The organism is Mycobacterium sp. Soil_C_30, assembly GCF_057656995.1.
Genome location: NZ_JBDGJH010000006.1, coordinates 23783 through 46580, shown reverse-complemented (window position 1 = coordinate 46580; position 22798 = coordinate 23783). Strand labels below are relative to the sequence as shown.

General features: G+C 66.5%; 20 protein-coding genes. 16 read left to right on the top strand and 4 right to left on the bottom strand.

The annotated features are described in order from the left end of the window. The first annotated feature begins 4 nt into the window (after nucleotides 1–4). Genes AC3A6P_RS13180 through AC3A6P_RS13165 form a run of 4 tightly spaced genes read left to right on the top strand, consistent with a single transcriptional unit; the run spans nucleotide 5 to nucleotide 3430 of the window. The gene (locus AC3A6P_RS13180) at nucleotides 5–976 is read left to right on the top strand and encodes an ABC transporter substrate-binding protein (RefSeq protein WP_487692009.1); all 972 of its coding nucleotides are present in this window, start codon (nucleotides 5–7) and stop codon (nucleotides 974–976) included. Next, nucleotides 973–1599, top strand: a complete 627-nt coding sequence (locus AC3A6P_RS13175) for a (2Fe-2S)-binding protein (RefSeq protein ID WP_487692008.1) — start codon at nucleotides 973–975, stop codon at nucleotides 1597–1599. The genes AC3A6P_RS13180 and AC3A6P_RS13175 overlap by 4 nt, the downstream gene beginning before the upstream one ends. A gap of 20 nt (nucleotides 1600–1619) precedes the next feature. Beyond that, complete coding sequence (locus tag AC3A6P_RS13170) at nucleotides 1620–2612, top strand: FecCD family ABC transporter permease (protein ID WP_487692336.1); 993 nt, start codon at nucleotides 1620–1622, stop codon at nucleotides 2610–2612. Further along, nucleotides 2609–3430, top strand: a complete 822-nt coding sequence (locus AC3A6P_RS13165) for an ABC transporter ATP-binding protein (RefSeq protein WP_487692007.1) — start codon at nucleotides 2609–2611, stop codon at nucleotides 3428–3430. Before AC3A6P_RS13170 ends, AC3A6P_RS13165 begins: the two co-directional genes overlap by 4 nt. On the opposite strand, the gene AC3A6P_RS13160 is transcribed toward AC3A6P_RS13165, so the two are convergent. Then, nucleotides 3400–4446, bottom strand: coding sequence for a LacI family DNA-binding transcriptional regulator (locus tag AC3A6P_RS13160; RefSeq protein ID WP_487692006.1), 1047 nt, complete (start codon nucleotides 4444–4446; stop codon nucleotides 3400–3402). The two genes, AC3A6P_RS13165 and AC3A6P_RS13160, sit on opposite strands and share 31 nt — an antisense overlap. A gap of 83 nt (nucleotides 4447–4529) precedes the next feature. After that, a complete protein-coding gene (locus tag AC3A6P_RS13155; RefSeq protein ID WP_487692005.1) occupies nucleotides 4530–5882 on the bottom strand; it encodes an MFS transporter in 1353 nt (450 codons plus the stop codon). 337 nt (nucleotides 5883–6219) lie between these two features. Between AC3A6P_RS13155 and AC3A6P_RS13150 the strand changes: the two genes are divergently transcribed. From AC3A6P_RS13150 to AC3A6P_RS13100, 11 genes are all read left to right on the top strand, one after another. Next, entirely contained in the window at nucleotides 6220–7437 is a 1218-nt protein-coding gene (locus AC3A6P_RS13150; protein WP_487692004.1) for a CaiB/BaiF CoA transferase family protein, read from the top strand. Further along, nucleotides 7434–8819 (top strand): aldehyde dehydrogenase (NADP(+)), encoded by a 1386-nt coding sequence (locus AC3A6P_RS13145; RefSeq protein WP_487692003.1) that lies wholly within the window; start codon nucleotides 7434–7436, stop codon nucleotides 8817–8819. Before AC3A6P_RS13150 ends, AC3A6P_RS13145 begins: the two co-directional genes overlap by 4 nt. Further along, nucleotides 8816–9919, top strand: a complete 1104-nt coding sequence (locus AC3A6P_RS13140) for an extracellular solute-binding protein (RefSeq protein WP_487692002.1) — start codon at nucleotides 8816–8818, stop codon at nucleotides 9917–9919. The genes AC3A6P_RS13145 and AC3A6P_RS13140 overlap by 4 nt, the downstream gene beginning before the upstream one ends. Further along, complete coding sequence (locus AC3A6P_RS13135) at nucleotides 9916–10701, top strand: enoyl-CoA hydratase/isomerase family protein (RefSeq protein ID WP_487692000.1); 786 nt, start codon at nucleotides 9916–9918, stop codon at nucleotides 10699–10701. The genes AC3A6P_RS13140 and AC3A6P_RS13135 overlap by 4 nt, the downstream gene beginning before the upstream one ends. Nucleotides 10702–10712: 11 nt before the next feature. Next, nucleotides 10713–11888 (top strand): fumarylacetoacetate hydrolase family protein, encoded by a 1176-nt coding sequence (locus AC3A6P_RS13130; RefSeq protein ID WP_487691998.1) that lies wholly within the window; start codon nucleotides 10713–10715, stop codon nucleotides 11886–11888. Then, nucleotides 11885–12646 carry an SDR family oxidoreductase gene (locus AC3A6P_RS13125; protein ID WP_487691997.1) on the top strand — a complete coding sequence of 254 codons (762 nt, stop codon included), beginning with the start codon at nucleotides 11885–11887 and terminating at the stop codon, nucleotides 12644–12646. Before AC3A6P_RS13130 ends, AC3A6P_RS13125 begins: the two co-directional genes overlap by 4 nt. 121 nt (nucleotides 12647–12767) lie before the next feature. Then, entirely contained in the window at nucleotides 12768–13058 is a 291-nt protein-coding gene (gene rpsF / locus AC3A6P_RS13120) for a 30S ribosomal protein S6 (RefSeq protein WP_327532011.1), read from the top strand. Nucleotides 13059–13158: 100 nt separating this feature from the next. Continuing rightward, nucleotides 13159–13674 (top strand): single-stranded DNA-binding protein, encoded by a 516-nt coding sequence (locus tag AC3A6P_RS13115; RefSeq protein WP_487691996.1) that lies wholly within the window; start codon nucleotides 13159–13161, stop codon nucleotides 13672–13674. A 47-nt stretch (nucleotides 13675–13721) separates the two neighbouring features. Further along, a complete protein-coding gene (rpsR, locus tag AC3A6P_RS13110; protein WP_487691994.1) occupies nucleotides 13722–13979 on the top strand; it encodes a 30S ribosomal protein S18 in 258 nt (85 codons plus the stop codon). A gap of 19 nt (nucleotides 13980–13998) precedes the next feature. Further along, entirely contained in the window at nucleotides 13999–14457 is a 459-nt protein-coding gene (gene rplI, locus AC3A6P_RS13105; RefSeq protein ID WP_487691993.1) for a 50S ribosomal protein L9, read from the top strand. A 494-nt stretch (nucleotides 14458–14951) separates the two neighbouring features. Beyond that, nucleotides 14952–18029, top strand: coding sequence for a replicative DNA helicase (locus AC3A6P_RS13100; RefSeq protein ID WP_487691991.1), 3078 nt, complete (start codon nucleotides 14952–14954; stop codon nucleotides 18027–18029). 800 nt (nucleotides 18030–18829) lie between these two features. Here AC3A6P_RS13100 and AC3A6P_RS13095 read toward each other — a convergent pair. Then, the gene (locus AC3A6P_RS13095) at nucleotides 18830–20341 is read right to left on the bottom strand and encodes a sugar ABC transporter ATP-binding protein (protein ID WP_487691990.1); all 1512 of its coding nucleotides are present in this window, start codon (nucleotides 20339–20341) and stop codon (nucleotides 18830–18832) included. Then, nucleotides 20338–21258 (bottom strand): ABC transporter permease, encoded by a 921-nt coding sequence (locus AC3A6P_RS13090; protein WP_487691989.1) that lies wholly within the window; start codon nucleotides 21256–21258, stop codon nucleotides 20338–20340. The genes AC3A6P_RS13095 and AC3A6P_RS13090 overlap by 4 nt, the downstream gene beginning before the upstream one ends. A 435-nt stretch (nucleotides 21259–21693) precedes the next feature. On the opposite strand from AC3A6P_RS13090, the gene AC3A6P_RS13085 reads away from it, so the two are divergent. Then, on the top strand, nucleotides 21694–22782 hold the full coding sequence (locus AC3A6P_RS13085; protein ID WP_487691988.1) for a sugar ABC transporter substrate-binding protein: 1089 nt from the start codon (nucleotides 21694–21696) through the stop codon (nucleotides 22780–22782). Nucleotides 22783–22798 lie beyond the last annotated feature (16 nt).

The following is a 22798-nucleotide window of genomic DNA, read 5'->3' as shown; positions in this document are numbered from 1 at the left end:
ACGCATGACCGTTCGCACACTCTGTGCCACCCTCACCGTTGTAGCGCTTCTCGCCGGCTGCAGTTCGGCAGCTTCGGACACCAAAGTCGAAGCGGCAGAGGGCTTCCCGCTCACCATCGACAACTGCGATGAGGCCGTCACCGTCGACGCGCCGCCGGCCCGGGCGGTCGGCTATTTCCAGCAGTCCACCGAGATCATGCTGGCGCTCGGATTACAGGACTCTGTGGTGGGCAATGTCTACCCGGACAATCCGCCGCTGCCGCAGTACCAGCAGGCCTACGACGACATCCCGTTGATCTCGGACAAGGACGCTTCCTTCGAACAATTGCTGGCGGCGGGCCCGGATTTCGTCTACGGCGGCTACCGCAGCGCGTTCGCCGAGTCGGAGGGCCGCGCCCGCGCGGCGTTCGCCGATGCCGGGATCACCACGTATCTCAGCCCGGAGGCCTGCGCGACGGGCCCGGTCCGGATGGATGACGTCTACGCCGAGATCGAGCGGGTCGCCACGATCTTCGGTGTGCCGGAACGCGCGGAGAGCCTGACGACCGAGATGAAACGCAGCGTCGACGACGCGCGCGCCGGCCTCGAGGGCGTGCCACCGCTGAAGGTGTTCGTCTACGACAGTGGCGAGGACTCGGCATTCACCGCCGGCGGCAAGGGAATCGGAACCCAGCTCATCGAATTGGCCGGGGGAACCAACATTTTCGCCGATCTCGACGAGGTGTTCGGCGACGTCTCGTGGGAACAGGTCATCGAACGCAACCCCGATGTCATCGTCATCTATGACTACTTCGGCGCGCCGGGGGTGGAGAACAAGAAGGAGTTCCTGCGGTCGCGGCCGGAGCTGGCCGACGTACCGGCGATCAAGAACAACAGGTTCGCCGACCTGACCCTGCAGGACACGGTGATGGGGGTTCGGGCGCCGTACGCGGTGGGCAAGCTGGCAGCGCAGTTGCATCCGGACCGCTTCCAATGACGTTGGCGGCTGCGCTCACCCGCGCCGCCCGGTTCGGCGGGTACTTCGAAGTCGGACTGGACGGGGCCGTTCCGGAGTTCGACCTCGACAGGACGCTGACGGCGGTGGCCGCCCGGCTCGGTACCGCCGAGTCACGGGTGGCGGCGTCCTCTCTGCAGTACGAGTTCGCCGAACGAGTGTGGGCGGTGTCGCTGGGGGCGTGGGCTTTCGGCCGCATCGTGCCGGACCTGACCGGGCTGCGGTACGGCGCCGGCGCAGACGGCAGGCTGGTCCTGGGTTTCGCGGACCTGCGCGGCACCGATTGTCTGGGTGCGACCACGGAGCAGGTGGCAGAGTTGTTGGGGCACAACGTCATCAGCCAACTCGAAGTCTTCCACGAGACCGTGCGGACCGCCACCAAGATGACCGATGGTCTGCTGTGGGGCAACGCCGCCACGGCATTGGTGCTCTCGGCGCGGTCAGCCAGCCGGGGCCGGTCCTGCTATGCCGTCGCGTCGGCGTTGTTGGCACAGCCGCCCCTGCTCGGCCGGGTCATCGGACCGATCACCACCCCCAAGCGGCGGAGCTGTTGCCTGTTCTACCGCACGGCCGCCGGACGCAAGTGTGGGGACTGTCCGCTGTGAACCCGCGGGCTTCCTACCCCATGGTCATGCTGGGCCTGGCCGCCCTTCTGGTCGCCAGCATGGTGCTGGGTCTGGCGATCGGCTCCATCAACGTCCCGCCGGCCGATGTCGCCAAAGCGATTCTGCAACAACCTGTTCCCACGCATCACGCGACCATCGTGCTGCAGGTGCGGGGGCCGCGGGTGCTGCTGGGCGCGGTGGTGGGTGCCGGCCTGGGTGTGGTCGGGATGACCTTGCAGGCGCTGGTACGCAACCCGCTGGCCGATCCGTTCCTGCTCGGGGTCTCCTCCGGTGCTTCGGTGGGCGCGGTGGCGGTCATCCTGACCGGGGTGACGGTGTTCGGGTTCGCCTCGACGTCCGTCGCCGCCTTCCTGGGTGCTCTTGCGGCACTGGGGTTGGTGTACCTGCTGTCCCGCGCCGGTGGCCAGATCACCACCACCCGCCTGGTCCTCGCCGGTGTCGCGGTCGCCTACGTGCTGTCGGCGGTGACCAGCTTGATGCTGATCATGTCGAGCAGCGGCGACCAGGCCCGCCAGGTGTTGACCTGGCTGCTGGGCGGTCTGGGTGGGGCGAACTGGGATTCCCTGTGGCTGCCGCTGTCGGTGGTGCTGATCGGGCTGGCGGTGCTGCTGGCGCAGTCCCGCACCCTCAACGTCCTGCTGGCCGGTGATGAGGCAGCGATGACAATGGGGGTGGACGCCAACCGGTTTCGCGTGCAGTTGTTCGTGGTGACCTCACTGGTCACCGGTGTGCTGGTGGCCGTCAGCGGGCCCATCGGGTTCGTCGGGCTGATCCTGCCCCACGCGGTGCGACTGCTCGTGGGCAGCGACCACCGGCGGGCGCTGCCGGCCACCGCGCTGGCGGGCGCCTCCTTCCTGGTGATCGCCGATATGGCGGCCCGGACGTTGGCGTCACCGCAGGAGATCCCGGTGGGTGTGCTCACCGCGTTGTGCGGTGGGCCGTTCTTCCTCTGGCTCATCCGCCGGGATGCCCGCCGGACGGTGGCCGCGTGAGCGCCGCGCGATTGCGGGCCGACGCGGTGTCGGTGCGCCTCTCCGGCCGCATGGTGGTCGAATCGGTGTCGCTGTCGGCTGAACCGGGCCAGGTCATCGGAGTGGTGGGCCCCAACGGGTGCGGAAAATCCACCCTGTTGCGCGCGCTGGTGGGCATCCTGAAACCCGCCGCCGGGCAGGTGTACGTCGACGGGGTGAAGATCGGTCAGCTGTCCACCAGGGAGCTCGCCCGCCGGGTGGCCACCGTATTACAAGATGCGGCAGGTGATTTCGATCTGCGCGCCCACGATGTGGTGGCGATGGGCCGCGCCCCGTTCAAGCGGATGTTCCAGCGTGACGACGCAACGGACGCCGCGATCGTCACGCAGGCGCTCGACCTGGTGGGTGCCGCGCATCTGACGTGGCAGCCGTTCGCGCTGATGTCCGGCGGCGAGCGCCAGCGGGTGCTCATCGCGCGGGCCCTGGCGCAGCAGCCGCGTCTGCTGGTGCTCGACGAGCCCACCAACCACCTCGATATCCGGCATCAGTTCGACGCCCTGGCGTTGCCACGCCGGCTGGGGGTGACGGCCGTCGTCGCACTGCATGATCTGAACCTGGCCGCGCACTATTGCGATGTCATCCACGTGCTCGATCGCGGGCGTTCGGTGTGTGCGGGCCCACCGGCGGAGGTTCTGACCCCGGAGCTGTTGGCGCAGGTCTACGGTGTCGTCGGCACCGTCGGCCCGCATCCCGTCACCGGTCGGTCCCAGGTGAGTTTCGATCCGGGAGGGTCGGTGGCCGCGACCGGTCAGGCGGTCTCGCGCGCGACAATGCGATAGCCGACGTCGACGGCGGTGGCGTCGACGGCTTCACCGTTGATCCGGGCCAGGAGAAGATCCGCTGCGCGCGAACCGATTTCGTTGACGTCCACACTGACGGTGGTGAGCGCGGGGATGAGGTGGCGGGCTATCTCGAAGTCACCGAAACCGGTGATCGCCAGCTGGTCCGGCACCACCAGGCCCCGTCGCTGGGCAGCCAGCACCGCGGCCGCCGCGAAGACGTCGGAGGCGAACACCACCGCGGAGGTTTCGGGATGGCGTTGCAGCACGGTGTCGAGCAACTCCACCCCGGTGTCCATGGACACCTCCCGGCCGGGCAGGTCCACCACACGCAGGGGTTCATCGGGGAGCAGGGCGCGCATCCCGGCGGTGAATCCTTCGAGCCGCCGGCTGGCCCGGGCGTCACCGGGTCGCAGGATGCCGGCGAATGTCAGTCTGCGATGGCCGTTGTCGACGAGGTAGCGCACCACGTCGATCATCGCGTCGCGGTTGGAGAAGCCGACCAGGGTGTCCAGCGGTTCGGTGTTCCAGTCCCACGTCTCGACCACCGGGGCGCCGTAGTCCCGGAGCAGTCGGGTGGTGAGGTCGGTGTGCAGCGTGCCGACGATCAGGAAACCGTCCGGGCGCCGGGAGATGGCGCCGCGAATCAGGTCCTCCTCGCGCTCCTCCTCGTAATCGGTGTAGCCCACGGTCATCTGGTAACCCGCCGGACCCAGACGCGCCGCCGCCGCGCGCAGGGTGTCGGAGAAGATCGACGCCGAGATCACCGGGACGATGGCCGCGATGGTGCGGCTGCGATTCGAGGCCAGGTGGCTGGCGGCCAGATTGGGGACGTAGCCGGTCTCTTCGATGGCCCGGTGCACCCGCTGCCGGGTCTCCTCGGATACCCGGTCCGGGCGGCTGAGCACCCGGGACACCGTTTGGGCGGACACGCCCGCGGCTTCACCGACCTCCTGCATCGTGACGGATCGGGTCGAGGAGGCGCCACGAGTGCGCCGCTGGGTGGACCCAGCCACACGGCCCCCTTCGATCGATCGGTCGGCATCCGGTGCTGCCGATGCGATCGTATCGGTGGGGGCCGTGGCCGGTTGCAGTGAGATCAGCGAGCGCTCACGGTGCTGTCCGTGGCGGTCTCGCCGCCCGCACCCGACGGCGGCGCCGGATCTGCTTCGTAGCCGCTGATGTCGTGATTGGTCTCCGGGGCCTTCCACATCGAGAACGCGGACACCCCGGCCAGGATCGCCACCAGTCCCGCGACCAGCCACGGGCTGCCACCGCTGGCGGCCACCAGCGCGGTGGCGATCAGCGGCAGGGGCCCACCGACCAGCGCCGAGGTGGACTCGCGGGCAGCGGCGATGCCGGAGAAGCGCACCTCGGCGGGGAAGTACTCGGCGTAGAAGGAGGCTTGGACGCCGAAGATCGCACGGTCGGCGATGTGCGCGACGATCACCGCGAGGTAGAGCAGCGCGATGTTGCCGAGGTTGATGATCAGGAAGAACGGTACGACGAACGCGATCAGGAACAGTGCGCCGCCGATCACCACCGGCCGTCGCCCCACCCGGTCGGAGAGGCGGCCCCAGAACACGGTGGCGATGGAGCCGATCAGGCCGCTGAGCATGATGCCCACCAGGGAGGCGACCGTCGGATACCCCAGGGTGTTGATGGCGTACGACAGGGCGAAGGTCTGGAAGATGTAGGTCAGCGAGCCGCCGAAGTTCACCCCCGCGGCGATGAGGACCATCTTCGGGTGCTGGGTGAGCAGTCGGCGCATCGGGGATTCGTCGCGGTTGCGCACCTTCTTCTCGATGCGCTTGTAATCCTCGGTTTCCTCCATCCGCACCCGGATGAACAGAGCGATGATCAGACCAACTGCGCTGAACAGGAACGGGATTCGCCATCCCCAGGACTGGAAGGCGTCCTCGGGGAGCAGGGCGAACAGCGCGAACATGCCGGTGGCGAGCATCATGGCCACGTCCACGCCGGCGGCCGGGATGGAGGTGAAGAAGCCGCGGCTGCTGCGGCCGCTCTCACCGGCCACCACCACCGCGCCGCCGTATTCGGCACCGGCGCCGAAGCCCTGGATCATGCGCAGCAGGATCAGCAGCGCGGGTGCCCAGTACCCGATCGCGTCGAAGTTCGGCAGCAGGCCGATCAGGATGGTGCTGACGCCCATGATGGTGACCGTCAGCAGCAGCACCGGTTTGCGGCCGATCCGGTCTCCGAGGTTGCCCAGCACCAGGCCACCCAGCGGCCGGACCACGAAGCCGATCGCGTACGTGGCGAAGGCGATCATGGTGCCCACCGTCGGGCTCACGTCGCCGAAGAACTGTTTATTGAAGATCAGTACAGCGGCCGAGGAGTACAGGAAGAAGTCGTACCACTCGATCACCGTCCCGGCGGCACTCGCGGAGACGGGGACCCACCGCTTCTTGTCGATCACGCGTCGATTCATCGTTCTGACTTTCTCCGTACGACGGGATGGTTAGCGCTAACTTGTGTGAGCGATGACTCGGGACAGTAGTGGTCTGACTCACAGGAGTCAACAGTGGGGGTATCGGATCTCAGGCAACATGCCAGCCGGCGGCGTGCGTGCGGCTCGACTTGAAAGTGAGTGGCATGTCCTTGCTTTCGTGCGTGATCAGCAGGTTCGGGGCAGAAGGAACGACGTATCAAGCCCTGCGGCCACCGTCGCGAGGCGGCACCTTGCGCCATCACCGTTGCGACAACCCTGATGGCAGCGCTAACATCAGCCACATCCGAATGTGGCGGCAGCCACACGAGCCGAGTCGATGGAGAGCATCACCATGAAAGTGCTGGAGGGCATTCGCGTCCTGGACCTGTCCATTGCCATGGCAGGGCCTCTGGCGGCGCAGAAGCTCGCCGACCTCGGCGCCGACGTCATCAAGGTCGAACCCTTGACGGGGGAGTGGCAGCGGCATGTGGCAGCGGGCGGCGCGCGGGGCAGTCAGATCAACGCCTCCTTCCTGTCGCTGAACCGCAACAAGCGCTCATTGTCGTTGAACCTCAAGAGCGATGCCGGTCGGGAGGTGCTCTACGAGCTCGTCAAGAGCGCCGACGTTTTTCTGCAGAATTACCGCCCCGGCGTGGCGGCCCGTCTCGGTGTCGACTACCCCACCCTGCGCGAACTCAAGTCGGACCTGGTGTACATCTCGATGTCCGGGTACGGCGAGTCCGGGCCCTATACCGCCCGGCCGGGCCAGGACGTGTTGCTGCAGGCCATGAGCGGCGGGCTGGCGAGCGGCCGCCGGCACGGTGAACCGCCCCGGCCCGCGCCCTTCTTCATGGCCGACGCGTTCACGGGATACTCGGCGTTCGAAGGTGCCATGGCCGCGCTGTTTCACCGCGAGCGCACCGGCGAGGGCCAGCTGGTCGAAGTCAACATGCTCGACGCGGTGATCGCGGCCCAGATGCAGGAGCTGAGCATCTCGACCGTCGGGCACATCCGGCAAGAGCCGAGTACACAGATCCACGCGCACTCCTACATCCGTGCGCCCTACGGGATCTTCCCCACCGCGGACGATTTCGTGGCACTGGCCTTCGCCGAGATGAACACCCTCGCCAAGGTGTTCGGCGACGACCGGTTCCTGGCGTTCGAGGCCGAACGGGACGGATTCACCCACCGCGACGAGATCTCGGCGCTGGTCACCGAGAACCTGCTGACCAACACCGCCGAGCATTGGATCGGCGCCCTGGGCGCCGAAGGGGTGTGGGTGGGGCCGGTCTACGACTACCAGCAACTGCTCGACGATCCCCAGGTGCAGCACAACAAGTCCTTCGTCACCTACGACCATCCCACCGAAGGAACGGTCACCACACCGGGGTTCGCGTTCCGGCTCGCCGCGCAGGCGCAGGAGGTGTATCGCCCCGCTCCGCTCAACGGCCAGCACACCGCGGAGATCCTCGACGAACTCGGGCTCAGCCCGACGCAGATTCGCGAACTGGAATCGGCGAACGCCGTGCACTGCCTGGATTCGGTGACCCGGTGAGCGCCGATGAGGTGGAGGTGGTCCTGGCCGCCGCCGAGCGCGCGCGTACAGGTGCTTTCCGCGCGTCCGCCAAACGCAGGGCGGCGTGGCTGACCGCGATCGCGGACGGACTGGACGCCCATGCCGACGACCTGGTGACCCTCGCCGGTCACGAGACGCGACTCCCCGAAGGACGTCTCCGGAACGAACTGCGGCGCACCACGTTCCAGGCGCGGCTGTTTGCCGACGAGCTGGCAGCGGGGACGTTGCTGCAGACCAGGGTGGACGTCGCGGACCCCGACTGGCCGATGGGTCCGCGACCGGATATCCGGCGCACCCACGTGCCCATCGGTCCGGTTCTGGTGTTCGCGGCCAGTAACTTTCCCTTCGCATTCTCGGTGGCCGGTGGCGACACCGTCAGCGCGCTGGCGGCCGGGTGCCCGGTGGTGGTCAAGGCCCATGAGGGGCACCCCGATCTGTCCCGCCTGACCGCCCGCATCGTCACCGAACAGCTGGCGGCCGCGGGTGCGCCCGCGGGTCTCTTCGGACTCATCGAAGGACAGCAGGCCGGGGTTCTTGCTGTGCAGGACAGCCGCATCCGCGCCGTCGGATTCACCGGCTCCGAGGCCGGCGGCCGCGCTCTGTTCGACCTCGCGGTCTCCCGACCGGATCCGATCCCGTTCTACGGTGAGCTCGGCAGCACCAACCCCGTGTTGGTCACCGAGGCCGGATGGCGGGAACGCGCCGACGAGATCGTCTCCGGTTTTGTCACCTCCTTCACCTTGGGCAGCGGTCAGTTCTGCACCCAGCCGGGTGTGGTTCTGGTGCCCGACACCAACGAGTTCCTGGCCCGCGTGCAGCTTCCCGCGGTGGGCCCGATGCTCAACAAGCGCATCGCCGCGGGTTTCGAGTCCAGTTCGGCCGCGCTGGCCGGTCGCGACGACGTAGCGGTGGCGTTGGTGGGCCCGAAGGCGGCAGACGCGCCCGCCGCGCAGCTGCTGACCACCACGGCAGAACGGGTGCTGGCCGACCCGGCTCTGGTCACCACCGAGATGTTCGGGCCCGCATCGATTCTGGTGCAGTACGGGAGCCCGGCCCAGGCGCTGGGCGTCCTGGAACTGTTCGACGGCACCCTCACCGCCACGCTCCAGGGCGGTGCTGAAGTGGACGGGCAGGCGCTGGACGCCCTCGAGGTCCTGAGCCTGCGTGCTGGGCGCATCATCTGGAACGACTGGCCCACCGGGGTCACCGTCAGCGACGCCCAGCAGCACGGCGGGCCGTGGCCGGCCACCACGGCGCCATGGAGCACCTCGGTGGGTACGGCCGCGGCGGCCCGGTTCGCGCGTCCGGTCGCTTTCCAGAACATGCCCGCGGACGGTCTGCCTGTCGAGTTGCGCTCGTGACCGGTTTTCTGGGCCTGACCTGGGACCATCCCCGCGGTTACCAGGCGCTGCGGGCCGCGGCCGACGCCGGCGACGTCCGAATCCGTTGGGACGTGCAACCTCTGGAGGGCTTCGAGGCGGCCCCCATCGGGGCGACCGCCCAGCGCTACGACCTGATCGTGCTCGACCATCCACACCTGGGTGAAGCGTTGGCCCAGGGCGCACTGCAGCCGGTCGATCAGTTGTTCACCGCAGCCGAGGTGGCGGCCTGGCGCGCCACCAGCGCCGGCCCGTCGGCGCAGTCCTACATCATGGACGACACCCTGTGGGCTTTGCCGTTGGACGCCGCCACCCAGGTGTCGGTACGCGCCGACACCGGCATCCCTCTGCCGGACACCTGGGATGAGGCAGTGGAACTGTCCCGCGACGTCCGCGCAGTCGTGCCCACCACCGGTCCGCACCTGTTCCTGACGTTGTGCGCCATTGCCGTCGGCGACGGCGCCCGGCCCGGCACCGGTGCGCAGTTCCTCGATGAGGACCAGGTGGGCGCCGCCCTGGAAACGTTGCGGCACTTCGTTCCCGCGCATCCGGGCAGCGCAACGCACAACCCGATCACCGTGCTGGAGCAGATGACCGGCTCCGACGGCCCCCGGTACTGCCCGCATGTCTACGGTTATGTGAACTACGCCGGCGCCCTGCGGTTCGGGGACGCGCCGCGCGGTCGCAGCGGCCGGCGCGGCTCTGTCCTGGGCGGCACCGGTATCGCCTTCACCGCGCGCTGCCGGCCCGACGCCGCTCTGCTCGAGCACCTGAAGTGGCTGCTGCGGCCTGAGGTGCAGCGCGGATTCCTGGTCGCCAACGCGGGCCAGCCCGGTTCTGTTGCCGCCTGGGATGATCCGGGTGTCGACGCCGCGGCCCACGGCTTCTACTCCGGTACCCGCGCCACGTTGGACGACGCCTGGATCCGCCCCCGCCACGACGGTGCCATCGCCTTCCAGCAGCGCAGCGCGGACGCGGTGCGCGACTGCGTGTTCGGTCACCGTGACGGCACCCGCCTGGCCGTCACCATCAACGATCTGTACGACGCCTCGCTGGAGGCCCGAGCAAAGGAGCCGGCGTGACCGATTGCCCGTCCTCAGAGGAGATCCTGGTCGAACACGACGGATTCGTGGTGATCCTCACCATCAACCGGCCGCAGAAACTCAACGCCATGACACCGGAGATGGCGGGCGTCCTGGTCGAGGCCATCTCGTGGTGCAACAGCAGTGATTCGGTGCGGGCCATCGTGTTGACCGGTGCGGGACAGCGCGCCTTCAGTGCCGGATCGGACATCCGCGCGCTCGACGGCTATGCCACCCCGTGGGATTTCCGCAACCGGGTCGACTACTGCGACGCGTTGCGCCGCGCGCAGAAGCCCACCATCGCCGCCGTCAACGGGTACGCATTGGGCGGGGGATTGGAGACCGCGCTCAGCTGTGACATCCGATTGGCCTCGGCCACCGCACAATTCGGGGCTCCGGAGATCAAGCTCGGCTGGATCGGTGGCGGCGGCATGTCGGCGTTCCTGAGCCGTGCCGCGGGCCCGTCCAACGCGGCGCTGATGTTGATGACCGGCGACCCCATCGACGCCAGCCGCGCGCTGGACTGGCACCTGGTCAGCGAGGTCGTCGAACCCGAGGCCCTGGTGCCGCGGGCGCGTGAGCTGGCCACCACCATCGCCTCGCGCGCGCCGGTGGCTGCCGAGACCGCCAAGCTGAACCTGCGCGCGGCCGCCGGGATGTCCGAGGACCAGGCCCTGATCTACGAGCGGGATCTGCAGACCATCTGCTTTGCCACCGAGGACGCCGCCGAAGGGCGAAAAGCCTTCGCCGAGAAGCGCTCTCCGGTATTCCACCGACGATGAAAGGTTCCGCGATGACCGTCCAGTGGCCGCCCACGGCCGAGCAACTGCTGCCCGTCGACCATGAACAGGCCGTTCTGGTGGGGCGGGTGTTCACCGAGGACGGCCCCTGTGTGGTGACGGTGCGGGGTGGCCGCGTCCTGGATCTCACCCCACTGGTACCCACCATGAGTGCGCTCGCCGAGCTGGACGACCCGGCGGCGTTCGTGCGCCACAGCGGTGGAACCGACTTGGGTTCGCTGGCGGAGGTGATCGCCCACACCCCGGTGGAGCGGCGCCAGAAAGGGGTGCCGCGACTGCTGAGCCCCATCGATCTGCAGGCCGTCAAGGCCGCGGGTGTGACGTTCGCGGTCTCCATGGTGGAGCGGGTCATCGAGGAGCGCTGCCGCGGGGACGCCTCGGCCGCAGCACAGTTCCGCGAACAGCTCGTCGGGCGGGTCGGCAGCGATCTGTCCGCGCTCACGCCCGGGTCCGCCGAGACCGACCGGCTCAAGGACGCGCTCGTCGCCGAGAACGCCTGGAGTCAGTACCTCGAGGTCGGATTGGGTCCGGATGCGGAGATCTTCACCAAGACCGCGCCCATGGCGTCGGTCGGCGCCGGCGTCGACATCGGCGTACACCCCGGTTCCACGTGGAACAACCCGGAACCCGAAGTGGTGCTGCTCATTTCGTCGACATCCACGGTGGTGGGCGCCTGCCTGGGAAATGACGTCAACCTGCGCGATTTCGAGGGGCGCTCGGCGCTGCTGTTGACCAAGGCCAAGGACAACAACGCCTCCGCTGCCATCGGCCCGTTCATCAGGTTGTTCGACCGACACTTCACCATGGAGGACGTGCGCTCCACCCGCGTCACGCTGCGCGTCGAGGGCACCGACGGGTTCGTTCTGAACGGTGAGTCATCCATGACCGAGATCAGCCGCGACCCCTTGGACCTCGTGAGCCAGTTGATGGGCGCTTATCATCAATACCCCGATGGCGCAGTGCTTTTCCTCGGCACCATGTTCGCCCCGGTCGAGGATCGTGATGCGCCGGGCCAGGGTTTCACCCATCACCGCGACGACCTGGTGGTGGTGGGCGCCGACAAGCTCGGCCACCTGGTGAACCGGGTGCGGCCCTGCGATGAGTGCGAGCCGTGGGAGTTCGGAACCTCGGCCTTGTTCCGCAATCTCAGCGAGCGCGGGGTGGTGTGACCGGCCTGTTCGACCTCACCGGAGAAACCGCCCTGGTGACCGGTGGTGGCTCGGGCATCGGGCTGGCCATCGCCACCGGCCTCGCCGAGGCCGGCGCGCGGGTGGTCGTCAACGGCCGTGACCCGGCGCGCGCCGAGGACGCGGTGCAGCGGATCGGTGCCCACCGGGCGCGCGCGTGTTGTTTCGACGTCACCGACGAGGCCGCGGTCGAGGAGGGTGTGGACCAGCTCACCGCCGCGGGCTGGCAGGTGGACATCCTGGTCAACAACGCCGGCATCCAACGCCGGGGGGCGCTGCTGGACGTCTCGTCGGCCGACTGGGACGCCGTGATCAACGGCGATCTGACATCGGTGTTCGTGGTGGGGCGTGCGGTGGCGCGCCGCATGATCGCCAGGGGAACCGGCGGCAAGATCATCAACATCGCCTCCCTGGCCTCGCACTTCACCCGCCGGGACGTGGGCCCGTACACCGCGGCCAAGGGCGGGGTCCGGGCGCTGACGCAGGCGATGACCGCGGAGTGGGCCGGCTTCGGGATCTGTGTGAACGCGTTGGCGCCGGGGCATGTGCGCACTGAGATGACGCACGCGCTCTCCGAGGATCCCGACTTCGACCGGTGGGTGAGCGCCCGCACCCCCGCGGGCCGGTGGGCCGCCCCGCAGGACCTGGTCGGCCCGGCGGTGTTCCTGGCCTCATCGGCCTCGGACTACGTCAACGGGCAGATCCTCTACGTCGACGGCGGCACCACCGCCACCATGTGAGCTGGCACGATTTCTGTTCACCAGGGGCTTTCCGGTAACCTGGCCCGGTTGCCGACGCAGGCGACCCTCCTGCCACGGACACGCCGTGGCCGCAACGACCATAGGAGGTGATGGGTTTCTCATGCGTCCATACGAAATCATGGTCATTCTCGACCCCACTCTCGACGAGCGCACCGTAGCCCCGTCCCTGGAGACGTTCCTCAACGTCGTCCGGAAAGACGGTGGATCGGTCGACAAGGTGGACATCTGGGGCCGGCGCCGCCTGGCCTACGAGATCGCCAAGCATGCCGAGGGCATCTACGCCGTCGTCGATGTGAAGGCCGAGCCCGCCACGGTATCCGAGCTCGACCGTCAGCTGAGCCTGAACGAGTCGGTGCTGCGCACCAAGGTGATGCGGACCGACAAGCACTGAAATAAGGACTGTGCTCGTCATAGCGCTGCCGTAGGTTGACCTGCGACCGCGTTTTGCGAACATCGATCCGGCTTGGATCCAAGGGACCTGGAGGACACCAGTGGCTGGTGACACCATCATCACCGTTATCGGAAACCTGACCGCCGACCCGGAGCTGCGTTTCACGCCGTCCGGGGCTGCAGTGGCCAATTTCACGGTGGCATCGACCCCGCGCCAGTTCGACCGTCAGACCAATGAATGGAAGGACGGCGAAGCGCTGTTCCTCCGGTGCAACATCTGGCGGGAGGCGGCCGAGAACGTCGCGGAGAGCCTCACCCGCGGGTCGCGGGTGATCGTCTCCGGTCGGCTCAAGCAGCGTTCCTTCGAAACCCGCGAGGGTGAGAAGCGCACGGTGGTCGAGCTCGAGGTCGACGAGATCGGTCCCTCGCTGCGCTACGCCACGGCCAAGGTTAACAAGGCCAGCCGCAGTGGCGGCGGTGGCGGTGGTGGCTTCGGCGGCGGTGGTGGCGGGAACTCCCGTCCGGCCGCGGCGTCCGCCGGCCCGGCCGACGACCCCTGGGGCAGTGCCCCGGCATCGGGTTCGTTCGGCGGCAGCGATGACGAGCCTCCCTTCTGAGCCGTTCCGGCCCAACAACTTCGAAGCATTTCTGAAAGAGAATCAACATGGCTAAGTCCAGCAACAAGAGGCGGCCGGCGCCTGAGAAGCCGGTCAAGACCCGCAAGTGCGTGTTCTGCTCCAAGAAGGGCGCGAACATCGACTACAAGGACACCGCGCTGCTGCGTACCTACATCAGCGAGCGGGGCAAGATCCGTGCCCGGCGCGTGACCGGCAACTGCGTTCAGCACCAGCGCGATATCGCGGTGGCTGTGAAGAACGCTCGCGAGGTTGCGTTGCTGCCCTTCGGGTCGTCGACGCGCTAAGGCAACAGGGAGCGAATCAATGAAACTCATTCTCACCGCCGAGGTGGACCACCTGGGATCCGCCGGCGACACCGTTGAGGTCAAGGACGGCTACGGCCGTAACTTCCTGCTGCCCCGTGGGCTGGCCATCGTGGCCACCCGTGGCGCGCAGCGTCAGGCTGACGACATCCGCCGGGCCCGCGACACCAAGGCCGTGCGCGATCTCGATCACGCCAAGGAGCTCAAGACCGCCATCGAGGCGCTGGGCCCCGTGCAGCTGACCGTCAAGACCGCTGGTGACTCCGGCAAGCTGTTCGGCTCGGTCACCCCGGCCGACGTCGTGTCCGCCATCAAGAAGGCCGGCGGGCCGAACCTGGAGAAGCGGACCGTGCACCTGCCCAAGGCGCACATCAAGTCCATCGGCTCGCACATCGTCGAGGTGCGCCTGCACCACGACGTGACCGCCAACGCCTCGTTGGACGTCGTTGCCGCCAGCTGACCGCTTGAATTAACTCTCGCGTCAATACGCCCCGGTCGGAGCCATCACGGCTCCCACCGGGGCGTTGCTGTTCTCTCTGGCGAACTCTCCGCAGGAGCAAGAATCCAGCGAACCTAACTTGCTGTTCATTTTCCGCACAAGACCAGGCAACACAACACGCCCGAAACGGCAACCAGGCTCGACACGCCGGGCGGATTTCCATCCACAGAACCCGCAAGTGTCTATGGTGCGTTAATCAGCGGTAACACCGGAAAAATCCATGTTCGTCCACAAGTTCTCCCCAACCACTCAACATCACTGTCCACGGCTATCCACATTCGCTCCACAGGTTCATCAACAACCTTCATTGGACCCCGCCCCAGCAACCGTCTACCGTCATGCGGGCGCGTCACGGCGCCGCGTCAGCCGGGGGAATGTCAGAGGTGTGATTTACCGTCGGCGCCATGGAGTCGAACGCAAGTTCGAGAACGTCTGGGAGGAGGCGGGAGCGCGGCATGGCCGTAGTGGACGATCTCGGGCACCCCGATATGGATGCACCGCCGCCGAACGAGGATTTCGGTCGCCAGCCCCCGCAGGACATGGCTGCCGAGCAGTCGGTGCTGGGCGGGATGCTGCTGAGCAAGGACGCCATCGCCGACGTGGTCGAGCGCCTGCGTCCCGGTGACTTCTACCGCCCCGCGCACCAGAACGTCTACGACGCGATCCTCGACCTGTACGGCCGCGGTGAGCCCGCCGACGCCGTCACCGTCGCGGCCGAACTCGACCGGCGCGGTCTTCTCAAGCGCGTCGGCGGGGCGCCCTACGTGCACACCCTGATCTCCACCGTGCCCACCGCCGCCAATGCCGGCTACTACGCCGATATCGTCGCCGAGAAGGCGCTGCTGCGCCGTCTGGTGGAGGCCGGTACCCGCGTGGTGCAGTACGGCTACGCCGGGGCCGAGGGTGCCGATGTGGCCGAGGTGGTCGACCGGGCCCAGGCCGAGATCTACGACGTGGTCGAGCGGCGTTCGTCCGACGACTTCATGCCGCTGGAAGACCTGCTGCAGCCGACCATGGACGAGATCGACGCCATCGCCTCCAACGGCGGCCTGGCGCGTGGTGTGCCCACCGGCTTCACCGAACTCGACGAGGTCACCAACGGCCTGCACGCCGGGCAGATGATCATCGTGGCGGCCCGGCCCGGTGTGGGTAAGGCGCTGGCGCTCAACACGCCGCTGCCGACGCCGACAGGCTGGACCACCATGGGTGAGGTCGCCGTCGGTGACGAGTTGGTGGGTCCCGACGGGCTGCCGACGCGTGTGGTCGCGGCCACGGAGATCATGCTGGGCCGGCCCTGCTACGAGGTCGAGTTCTCCGACGGCACGGTGATCGTGGCCGACGAGCAGCACCAGTGGCCCACCGCCTACGGCGTGCAGACCACCTCGATGCTGCACACCGACAGCATTGTCACCGCGCCTCAGGCGCAAGGTGCGGGAGCGGCCGTGCTGGCGCCGTCGGTCACCGTCGGCGCGGTGCGCCGCATTCCCAGCGTGGCCGTGCGCTGCGTGCAGGTGGACAACGACGAGCACGTGTACCTCGCCGGCGCCGGCAGGATCCCCACCCACAACTCCACTCTGGGCCTGGACTTCATGCGGTCCTGCTCCATCAAGCACCGGATGGCCAGCGTCATCTTCTCGCTGGAAATGAGCAAGTCCGAGATCGTCATGCGCCTGTTGTCGGCGGAGGCGAAGATCAAGCTCGGCGATATGCGCTCGGGCCGGATGACCGATGACGACTGGACGCGGCTGGCGCGGCGGATGTCGGAGATCTCCGAGGCGCCGCTCTACATCGACGACTCGCCGAACCTCACCATGATGGAAATCCGTGCCAAGGCAAGGCGTTTGCATCAGAAGGCGGATCTGCGGCTCATCGTCGTCGACTACCTGCAGCTGATGAGCTCGGGTAAGAAGGTCGATTCCCGTCAGCAGGAAGTGTCGGAGTTTTCGCGAAACCTCAAACTGATGGCCAAGGAGCTCGAGGTTCCGGTCATCGCGATCAGCCAGCTGAACCGTGGACCCGAGCAGCGCACCGACAAGCGCCCTCAGGTCTCTGACCTGCGCGAGTCGGGCTGCATGACGGCCAACACCCGCATCCTGCGCGCCGACACCGGCGCAGAGGTCACCTTCGGTGAGCTGATGGCCACCGGAGAGCGGCCGCTGGTGTGGTCCCTGGATGACCGCAAGCGCATGGTGGCCCGGCCGATGACCAACGTATTCCCCAGCGGCCACAAGGAAGTCTTCAGACTGCGCCTGGCGTCGGGTCGTGAGGTCGAGGCCACGGCCAACCACCCGTTCATGACGCTCGACGGCTGGGTCCCTCTGGGTGAGCTCGAGCTCGGTGACCGGCTGGCCGCACCGCGCCGCGTTCCCGAGCCGGTGCACACGCAGCGAATGGCCGAGCACGAGATCATCATGCTGGCGCACATGATCGGTGACGGGTCGTGTGTGAAGCGCCAACCCATCCGTTACGCCAGCATTGACGAGGCCAATCTCGTCGCAGTCACCAACGCCGCCAAGCACTTCGGTATCACCGCGGTGCGCGACGAGTACCCGGCCGCTCGGGTGACGAGCCTGCGGATGCCCGCGCCTTACCGGCTGACGCACGGTAAGCGGAATCCCATTGCCGCCTGGCTCGACAGACTTGGCCTGTTCGGCAAGCGTAGTTACGAGAAGTTCGTTCCCGCTGAGGTTTTCGCGCTGCCCAATGATCAGGTGGCGTTGTTCCTGCGGCATCTGTGGGCGACGGACGGATCGGTGCGCTGGGATGCCAAGGCGAAGCAGGGCCGGATCTACTATGCCTCCACCAGTCGGCGGCTGATCGATGACGTCGCGCAACTGCTGCTGCGTTGCGGCATCTTCGCCCGTATCAAGCCGGCCAACAAGGCGGGGTATCGTCCGTGCTGGCACCTGTACATCTACGGTGCGGAGAACCAGAAGCGTTTCGTCACGCACGTCGGTGTGCACGGTGCGCGGGGCGTTGCCGCCAGCAAGGTGCTCGCGGAGATCGATACGCTGGAGGGGAATCCGAACTCCGACACCGTGCCCAAAGAGGTATGGACGCAGGTGCGTACAGCGTTGGCTGACAAGAACATCTCGCACCGCGCGTTCGCCGAGTCCATGGGCACCAAGTTCTGCGGCTCTACCATGTGGAAGCATTCGCCGAGCCGGGCGCGCCTGCACCGGGCTGCGGCCATTCTCGACGATCGTGGCACCATCCATGACCTTGCGACCAACGATGTGTACTGGGACGAGATCGTCGAAATCTCTTCTCTCGGAACGCAAGACGTGTTCGACGGCACGGTGCCGGGTACCAGTAACTTCGTGGCACAAGGTATTTCAGCTCACAACTCGCTGGAACAAGATGCGGATATGGTCATTCTTTTGCACCGTCCCGATGCGTTCGATCGTGACGACCCCCGTGGCGGTGAGGCCGACGTGATCCTGGGCAAGCACCGCAACGGTCCGACGAAGACCATCACCGTTGCGCACCAGCTGCATTTCTCGAGGTTCACCAATATGGCGCACGGGGGATAACTACTGTAGGTTCTCAAGTTTGACTGCACTTTCTCACGACTGACTGCACGACGGCTGCACTTGTGCAGAAATACTGAGACACGCCGCGCGGAATCCGATGACCGGCAGTTCGGAGATGCGACGGTGCTGCTATGCCGGACGCGGGGGCACCGCCACTCCCGAACATCTCTGTGCGCTCGAAGGCTCCTTGGAGGAAGTCTGCGACGACAGGGACACCGGCCCGTGGTCGTGGATGTGAAACCTTTCGCCGCCTAACGGATCCGAAGGTGGTTTTCACATTCGCGTGGACTCGCGAACTCGTGAGGCGCGCGGTTGGCGGCCAGCCAGCGCCACCACCAGCCATCAAGTTTGATGGCCAATTCCCAAGTGAAATGTCCAGACGATGTCCAATTGGACATTTGCGTGAGATTCTTCGGCCGTTCCTTCGGCCGCCGCGGTAGCCGCACCAGTTTGGCGTGAAATTGCGACCTGCGCTCTTGCCGCCGGGTGTCGCCGATTGGGCGGTGGCGGCCATCTCGTCGCAGGCGAGTGTGACTGCCTTACCGAGTCAGGTCCGCGCACCGCAAACGAGCAACAGTTCTGTTGGCGAACCGTCCCCGCGCAAAAGAGCTTCTCACTGTTGTCCCGCCCAAAGTTTGTGGCACACGAGAAACAGGGTGGCTGTCTCAGAGGTGGGGTGGCCCAAGGACGGGACCACGACTACCAACACATGGCTGTCGTGACCGACGGTCTAGGCAGGTGCCCGCCTCACAGCGATTTGCCTGCAACATAATGAGATTGAGTGCGTGGTCAGACTCCGTTCAAGCTGGTACACCACCAAGACACATCGCAACGACCTCTTCGAGACGGACGCTCTCCGATTGCCTGTCGGCGACGAGGTGACCTTCCCGCATCACGAGCAGTCGGTCACTGACGCGTAGTGTCTCGGCGAGGTCGCTGGAGATGAACATGACTGCCTTGCCCTGGTGTGCGATGTCGCGGACCAGGCGATGGATCTCTTCTTGTGCGCCGACGTCGACACCCTGGGTGGGCTCATCGAAGATCAGGATGTCGGCATCGGTGGCCAGCCATTTGGCGATGACGACCTTCTGCTGATTTCCGCCGGATAGATGGCTGAACCTGGTCTCGCAACTCTCGGCCTTGATCGCCAGTTGCTGCCGGTAGTCGGCGTACTGGCTGCGTTCGCGGCCGCGCTGAATGAAGCCGAATCGCGCGAAGCTACTCAGCGCTGCCACCGTGAAGTTCTCGCGGACGGTCCATTCGGCGAAAGAACCTTGATGTCGGCGGTCTTCGGGGAGCAACGCCACGCCGTTCGAGATCGCTTTCCGAGGGGACCGTGCAGCGACGGTATGGTCATTGATCTCGATACGCCCGGAATCGGGACGCAGTGCGCCAAAGAGCATGTGCGCCAGTTCGCTTCGACCCGATCCCACGAATCCTGCTACGCCGGTTACCTCGCCCCGGAACAGCTCGAGGTCGACGTCGACGACGCGCTTCTTCCACGTCAGGCCAGAAGCGCGCAGGGCTCGTTCCCCGCGCTCGTGGTGGATGGCCCTCACCAGTTGAGACGGTTCGCGCCCGGTGATCAGGCTGACCAACCGCTTGCGGTCGGACAATTCGTCGCGGCTGAGTCTGGCGACGAGTTCTCCGTCACGCAAAACCGTCGCACGGTCGCACAGTGAGGAGATCTCGTCGAGCCGGTGTGATACGTAGATGACGCTCAGACCGTCGGCGCGCAACTGCTCCACTGTTCGGTACACCTGGTCGACTTCGTGGGCTCCCAGCGACGCTGTCGGTTCGTCCATGATGATGAGCCGGGCGCCGAGCAACAGGCATCGCGCCAGCGACACCATCTGCGCCTGCGCGGCAGACAGATCGGATATCCGCTGATCGACGTCGAGTTCGACGCCGAGTCGCGCGAGAAGGTCCCGGCATTTCTGGCGCATCGCGCCGCGTCGGAGGAATGGGCCGGCCTTGGGGGGCGAGATGCCCAGAAAGATGTTCTCGAAAACTGGAAGGTCGCCGACGAACTGAGGCTCCTGGTGCAGCACCGCTATACCCGCGGCGCTGGACTGCGCGGCGTCATCGAAACGGACCTCTGTTCCCTCGATCTCGACCGAGCCGTCGTCAGGGCGGTACACCCCGGCCAAGATCTTGATCAGCGTGGACTTTCCGGCGCCGTTCTGCCCGATCAGGGCATGTACCTCGCCGGCTTTGATCTCCAGGCTGATGTCGTGCAGCACCCGCACACCGGGGAAACTCTTGCCGACGCCCTGGACTCGCAACCACGGCGAGTCTGTTGTTGTGGTCATCGTGCCGCGACCCGTCGGGCGAAGGTGCTGATGGTCACGGCCGCGATGAGGACGATGCCCTGAGCGGCGGTGGTCCAGGCCCGTTCCACCCCGGCGACGACGAGTCCGTTGGCCAAAAAGCTCAGCATCAGTACGCCCACGATGGTCCCGCCGATGTGGAACTGTCCGTCCCGCAGCGTGGCGGCCCCGATGAAGCAGGCCGCGAAGGCCGGAAGTAGGTAGCTCAGGGCCGATGTCGGGTTTCCGACCCCAAGGCTGGAGGTGACCATGAGGCCGGCCAGCCCGGCCAGCATCCCACTCAATGCGAACGCGACTAGCCGGGCGCGGACGTTGTTGATTCCGGACAGCTGCGCGGCCACCGGATTGCCGCCTACTGCGTACATGCGGCGCCCAGTCACGGTGCGTTCGAAGAACAGCCATGCCGCGACGGCGACGAGCAACCAGATGACCACGAGATTGGGTACCGGCCCCACCGATCCGCGACCCAGCGTGGTGAAGTCGTGGGGCAGGTCGACCGCGACTTGAACGCCGCCGCGATATGCCAGTAGCCAGCCGGCAATGATCTGGCCTGCCCCGAGCGTCGCGATGAAGGCCGACACTCCCAGCCGTGTGACCACCATTCCGTTCGCGATGCCCACGCACAATCCGACCAGCAGGGCTGCCAGGGTGCCGCCGGCCATACCCAACGTTTGCGCCGTACCTGCTGCGAGCATGCCGGCGGCGGTCGCGGTGTAGCCGATCGACAGGTCGAAATCGCCGAGGATGAGCACCGCGGTAAGCCCGATCGCGATCACGCCAGCCGCCGCACTGGCCTTCAAGACGTTGCCGAAGTTGCTTGCGGTGAGGAATGCGTCGGTGGTGAGCGAGAAGTACACCAACATCAACGCGAAGCCGACCAGCGTTCCGTATCTGGCCAACAGCGGCAGCCAATGTCCTGAGAGGTGCCCGCTGGGCTTGGCTGAACGCGCCTTCGTTGGAGGTTTCGAGGCGATGACGGCGCTCTTCGATGCGACTTTCGTCGATGGCTCCACTTTTGACTCCTTTGTCGATCAACGGGGCTATGCCGTGACCCCGAGCAGCGCCGTCGCGCCCGGTGCAGCTCGAGTTGCTCGCCGAGGTGGCACCGGCCGCGGGTCACCTTGGATGAAAGCTAGGGGGTGAATTTCGCGCAATGCCAGTCCACCAAAGTGCAATCGTTGCCGGTGCGCATTCTCGTGATCAGTACACCTTGGTGCACTCGCCGGCCAAGCACCCTGGTCTTTACAGTTTGGCGAACTGAAGGGTCCGTATCCGCGATGAGGCGGATTCGTCGGTCGCGTGTAGTACCCGTGTAACCGAACTCGAGGAGCGCCATGAAATCAACTCATGCACAGGGCTTTTCCCGACGGACCGTGCTGGGTGGACTTGTGGCGGGGGCCGGAGTCATCGCCACTGCCTGCTCGACCAGTGGTGGCCGCGCCGAGGGCGGCGGGGACCCCGTCCAGAGTCTGGGAAATGCCGGCGAGACCACCTTCACCGATGCCGACTATGCGCCGCTGAAAGGGGCCAGGGTCGGTGTCGTCGGAATCAACCTGCAGGGGCCGACCGTCGCTCGTGCCGTGGCCGTCATGGACGACCTGTCGGCCAAACACGGGTTCGCGTTGGAGGCGGTCAGCGCGGAATTTGATCTGCTGCGCGCCAACGACACCATGCGGGTCTGGGCGGATCAGGGCTTGGACGCCATCATCGTCGCCAATACCGAGGTTGAGAATCTGGGTGAGGGTCTGTCTGCAGCGCAGGCCAAGGGTGTTCCCGTAGCCGGGTTCTACTGCGGATGGGCGCCTGGGATGGCTTTTGACGTTCAGAGCAATGAATGGATCTCCGGTAACCGATGCGCAACCTACATCCGGCAGCGGTTACAAGCGCTCGGTGGCAACAAGGGCATCGCGATCTTTGGCTACACGCCACTGAGCAACCTGCGGCAACGTGAATTGTGCGTCAAGACTCAGGCCGACTATTACGGCATCCCGATTCTTTTTCGGCACGAGGTGAACGCCGACTCTTCGGTCCCTGATATCCAGAACAGGACCGGGGACTTGCTGACCAAGTACCCCCGTGACGGGGAACTGGGCGCCATCTTCGTCGGCTGGGATCAGGGCGGGTTCGCTGCCGACTCTGCGCTGGCCGCGGCTGGCCGCGATGACATCTTTGTCGTGTCGATCGACGGTGACGAGGCGAATCTCGAGTCGATTCGCCAGGGCGGGCCGCAGGGAGCGACCGTGGTCAACGACATGCCAACCGTCGCGCAGGTGGTCTTGACGCAGCTGGCCAAGATCCGGGGCGGAGGGGAACCTCCGGCGACCAAGGAGTTGTTCGTCGATGCTCCACTTGTCACAGCGGAGAACATCCCGCCCCGTGGGATTCCGGGCGGTTCCGGTCTGTCGATCTACTATGCGGGTTGATCGACAGACCGGAACC

Excerpts from the sequence above, each read along its gene's own strand:
- AC3A6P_RS13150 (WP_487692004.1), top strand. The coding sequence starts at position 6,220 with ATGGAGAGCATCACCATGAAAGTGCTGGAGGGCATTCGCGTCCTGGAC.
- AC3A6P_RS13130 (WP_487691998.1), top strand. The coding sequence starts at position 10,713 with ATGACCGTCCAGTGGCCGCCCACGGCCGAGCAACTGCTGCCCGTCGAC.
- AC3A6P_RS13175 (WP_487692008.1), top strand. The coding sequence starts at position 973 with ATGACGTTGGCGGCTGCGCTCACCCGCGCCGCCCGGTTCGGCGGGTAC.
- AC3A6P_RS13085 (WP_487691988.1), top strand. The coding sequence starts at position 21,694 with ATGAAATCAACTCATGCACAGGGCTTTTCCCGACGGACCGTGCTGGGT.
- AC3A6P_RS13095 (WP_487691990.1), bottom strand. The coding sequence starts at position 20,341 with ATGACCACAACAACAGACTCGCCGTGGTTGCGAGTCCAGGGCGTCGGC.
- rpsR (WP_487691994.1), top strand. The coding sequence starts at position 13,722 with ATGGCTAAGTCCAGCAACAAGAGGCGGCCGGCGCCTGAGAAGCCGGTC.
- rpsF (WP_327532011.1), top strand. The coding sequence starts at position 12,768 with ATGCGTCCATACGAAATCATGGTCATTCTCGACCCCACTCTCGACGAG.
- AC3A6P_RS13180 (WP_487692009.1), top strand. The coding sequence starts at position 5 with ATGACCGTTCGCACACTCTGTGCCACCCTCACCGTTGTAGCGCTTCTC.
- AC3A6P_RS13170 (WP_487692336.1), top strand. The coding sequence starts at position 1,620 with ATGGTCATGCTGGGCCTGGCCGCCCTTCTGGTCGCCAGCATGGTGCTG.
- rplI (WP_487691993.1), top strand. The coding sequence starts at position 13,999 with ATGAAACTCATTCTCACCGCCGAGGTGGACCACCTGGGATCCGCCGGC.
- AC3A6P_RS13100 (WP_487691991.1), top strand. The coding sequence starts at position 14,952 with ATGGCCGTAGTGGACGATCTCGGGCACCCCGATATGGATGCACCGCCG.
- AC3A6P_RS13155 (WP_487692005.1), bottom strand. The coding sequence starts at position 5,882 with ATGAATCGACGCGTGATCGACAAGAAGCGGTGGGTCCCCGTCTCCGCG.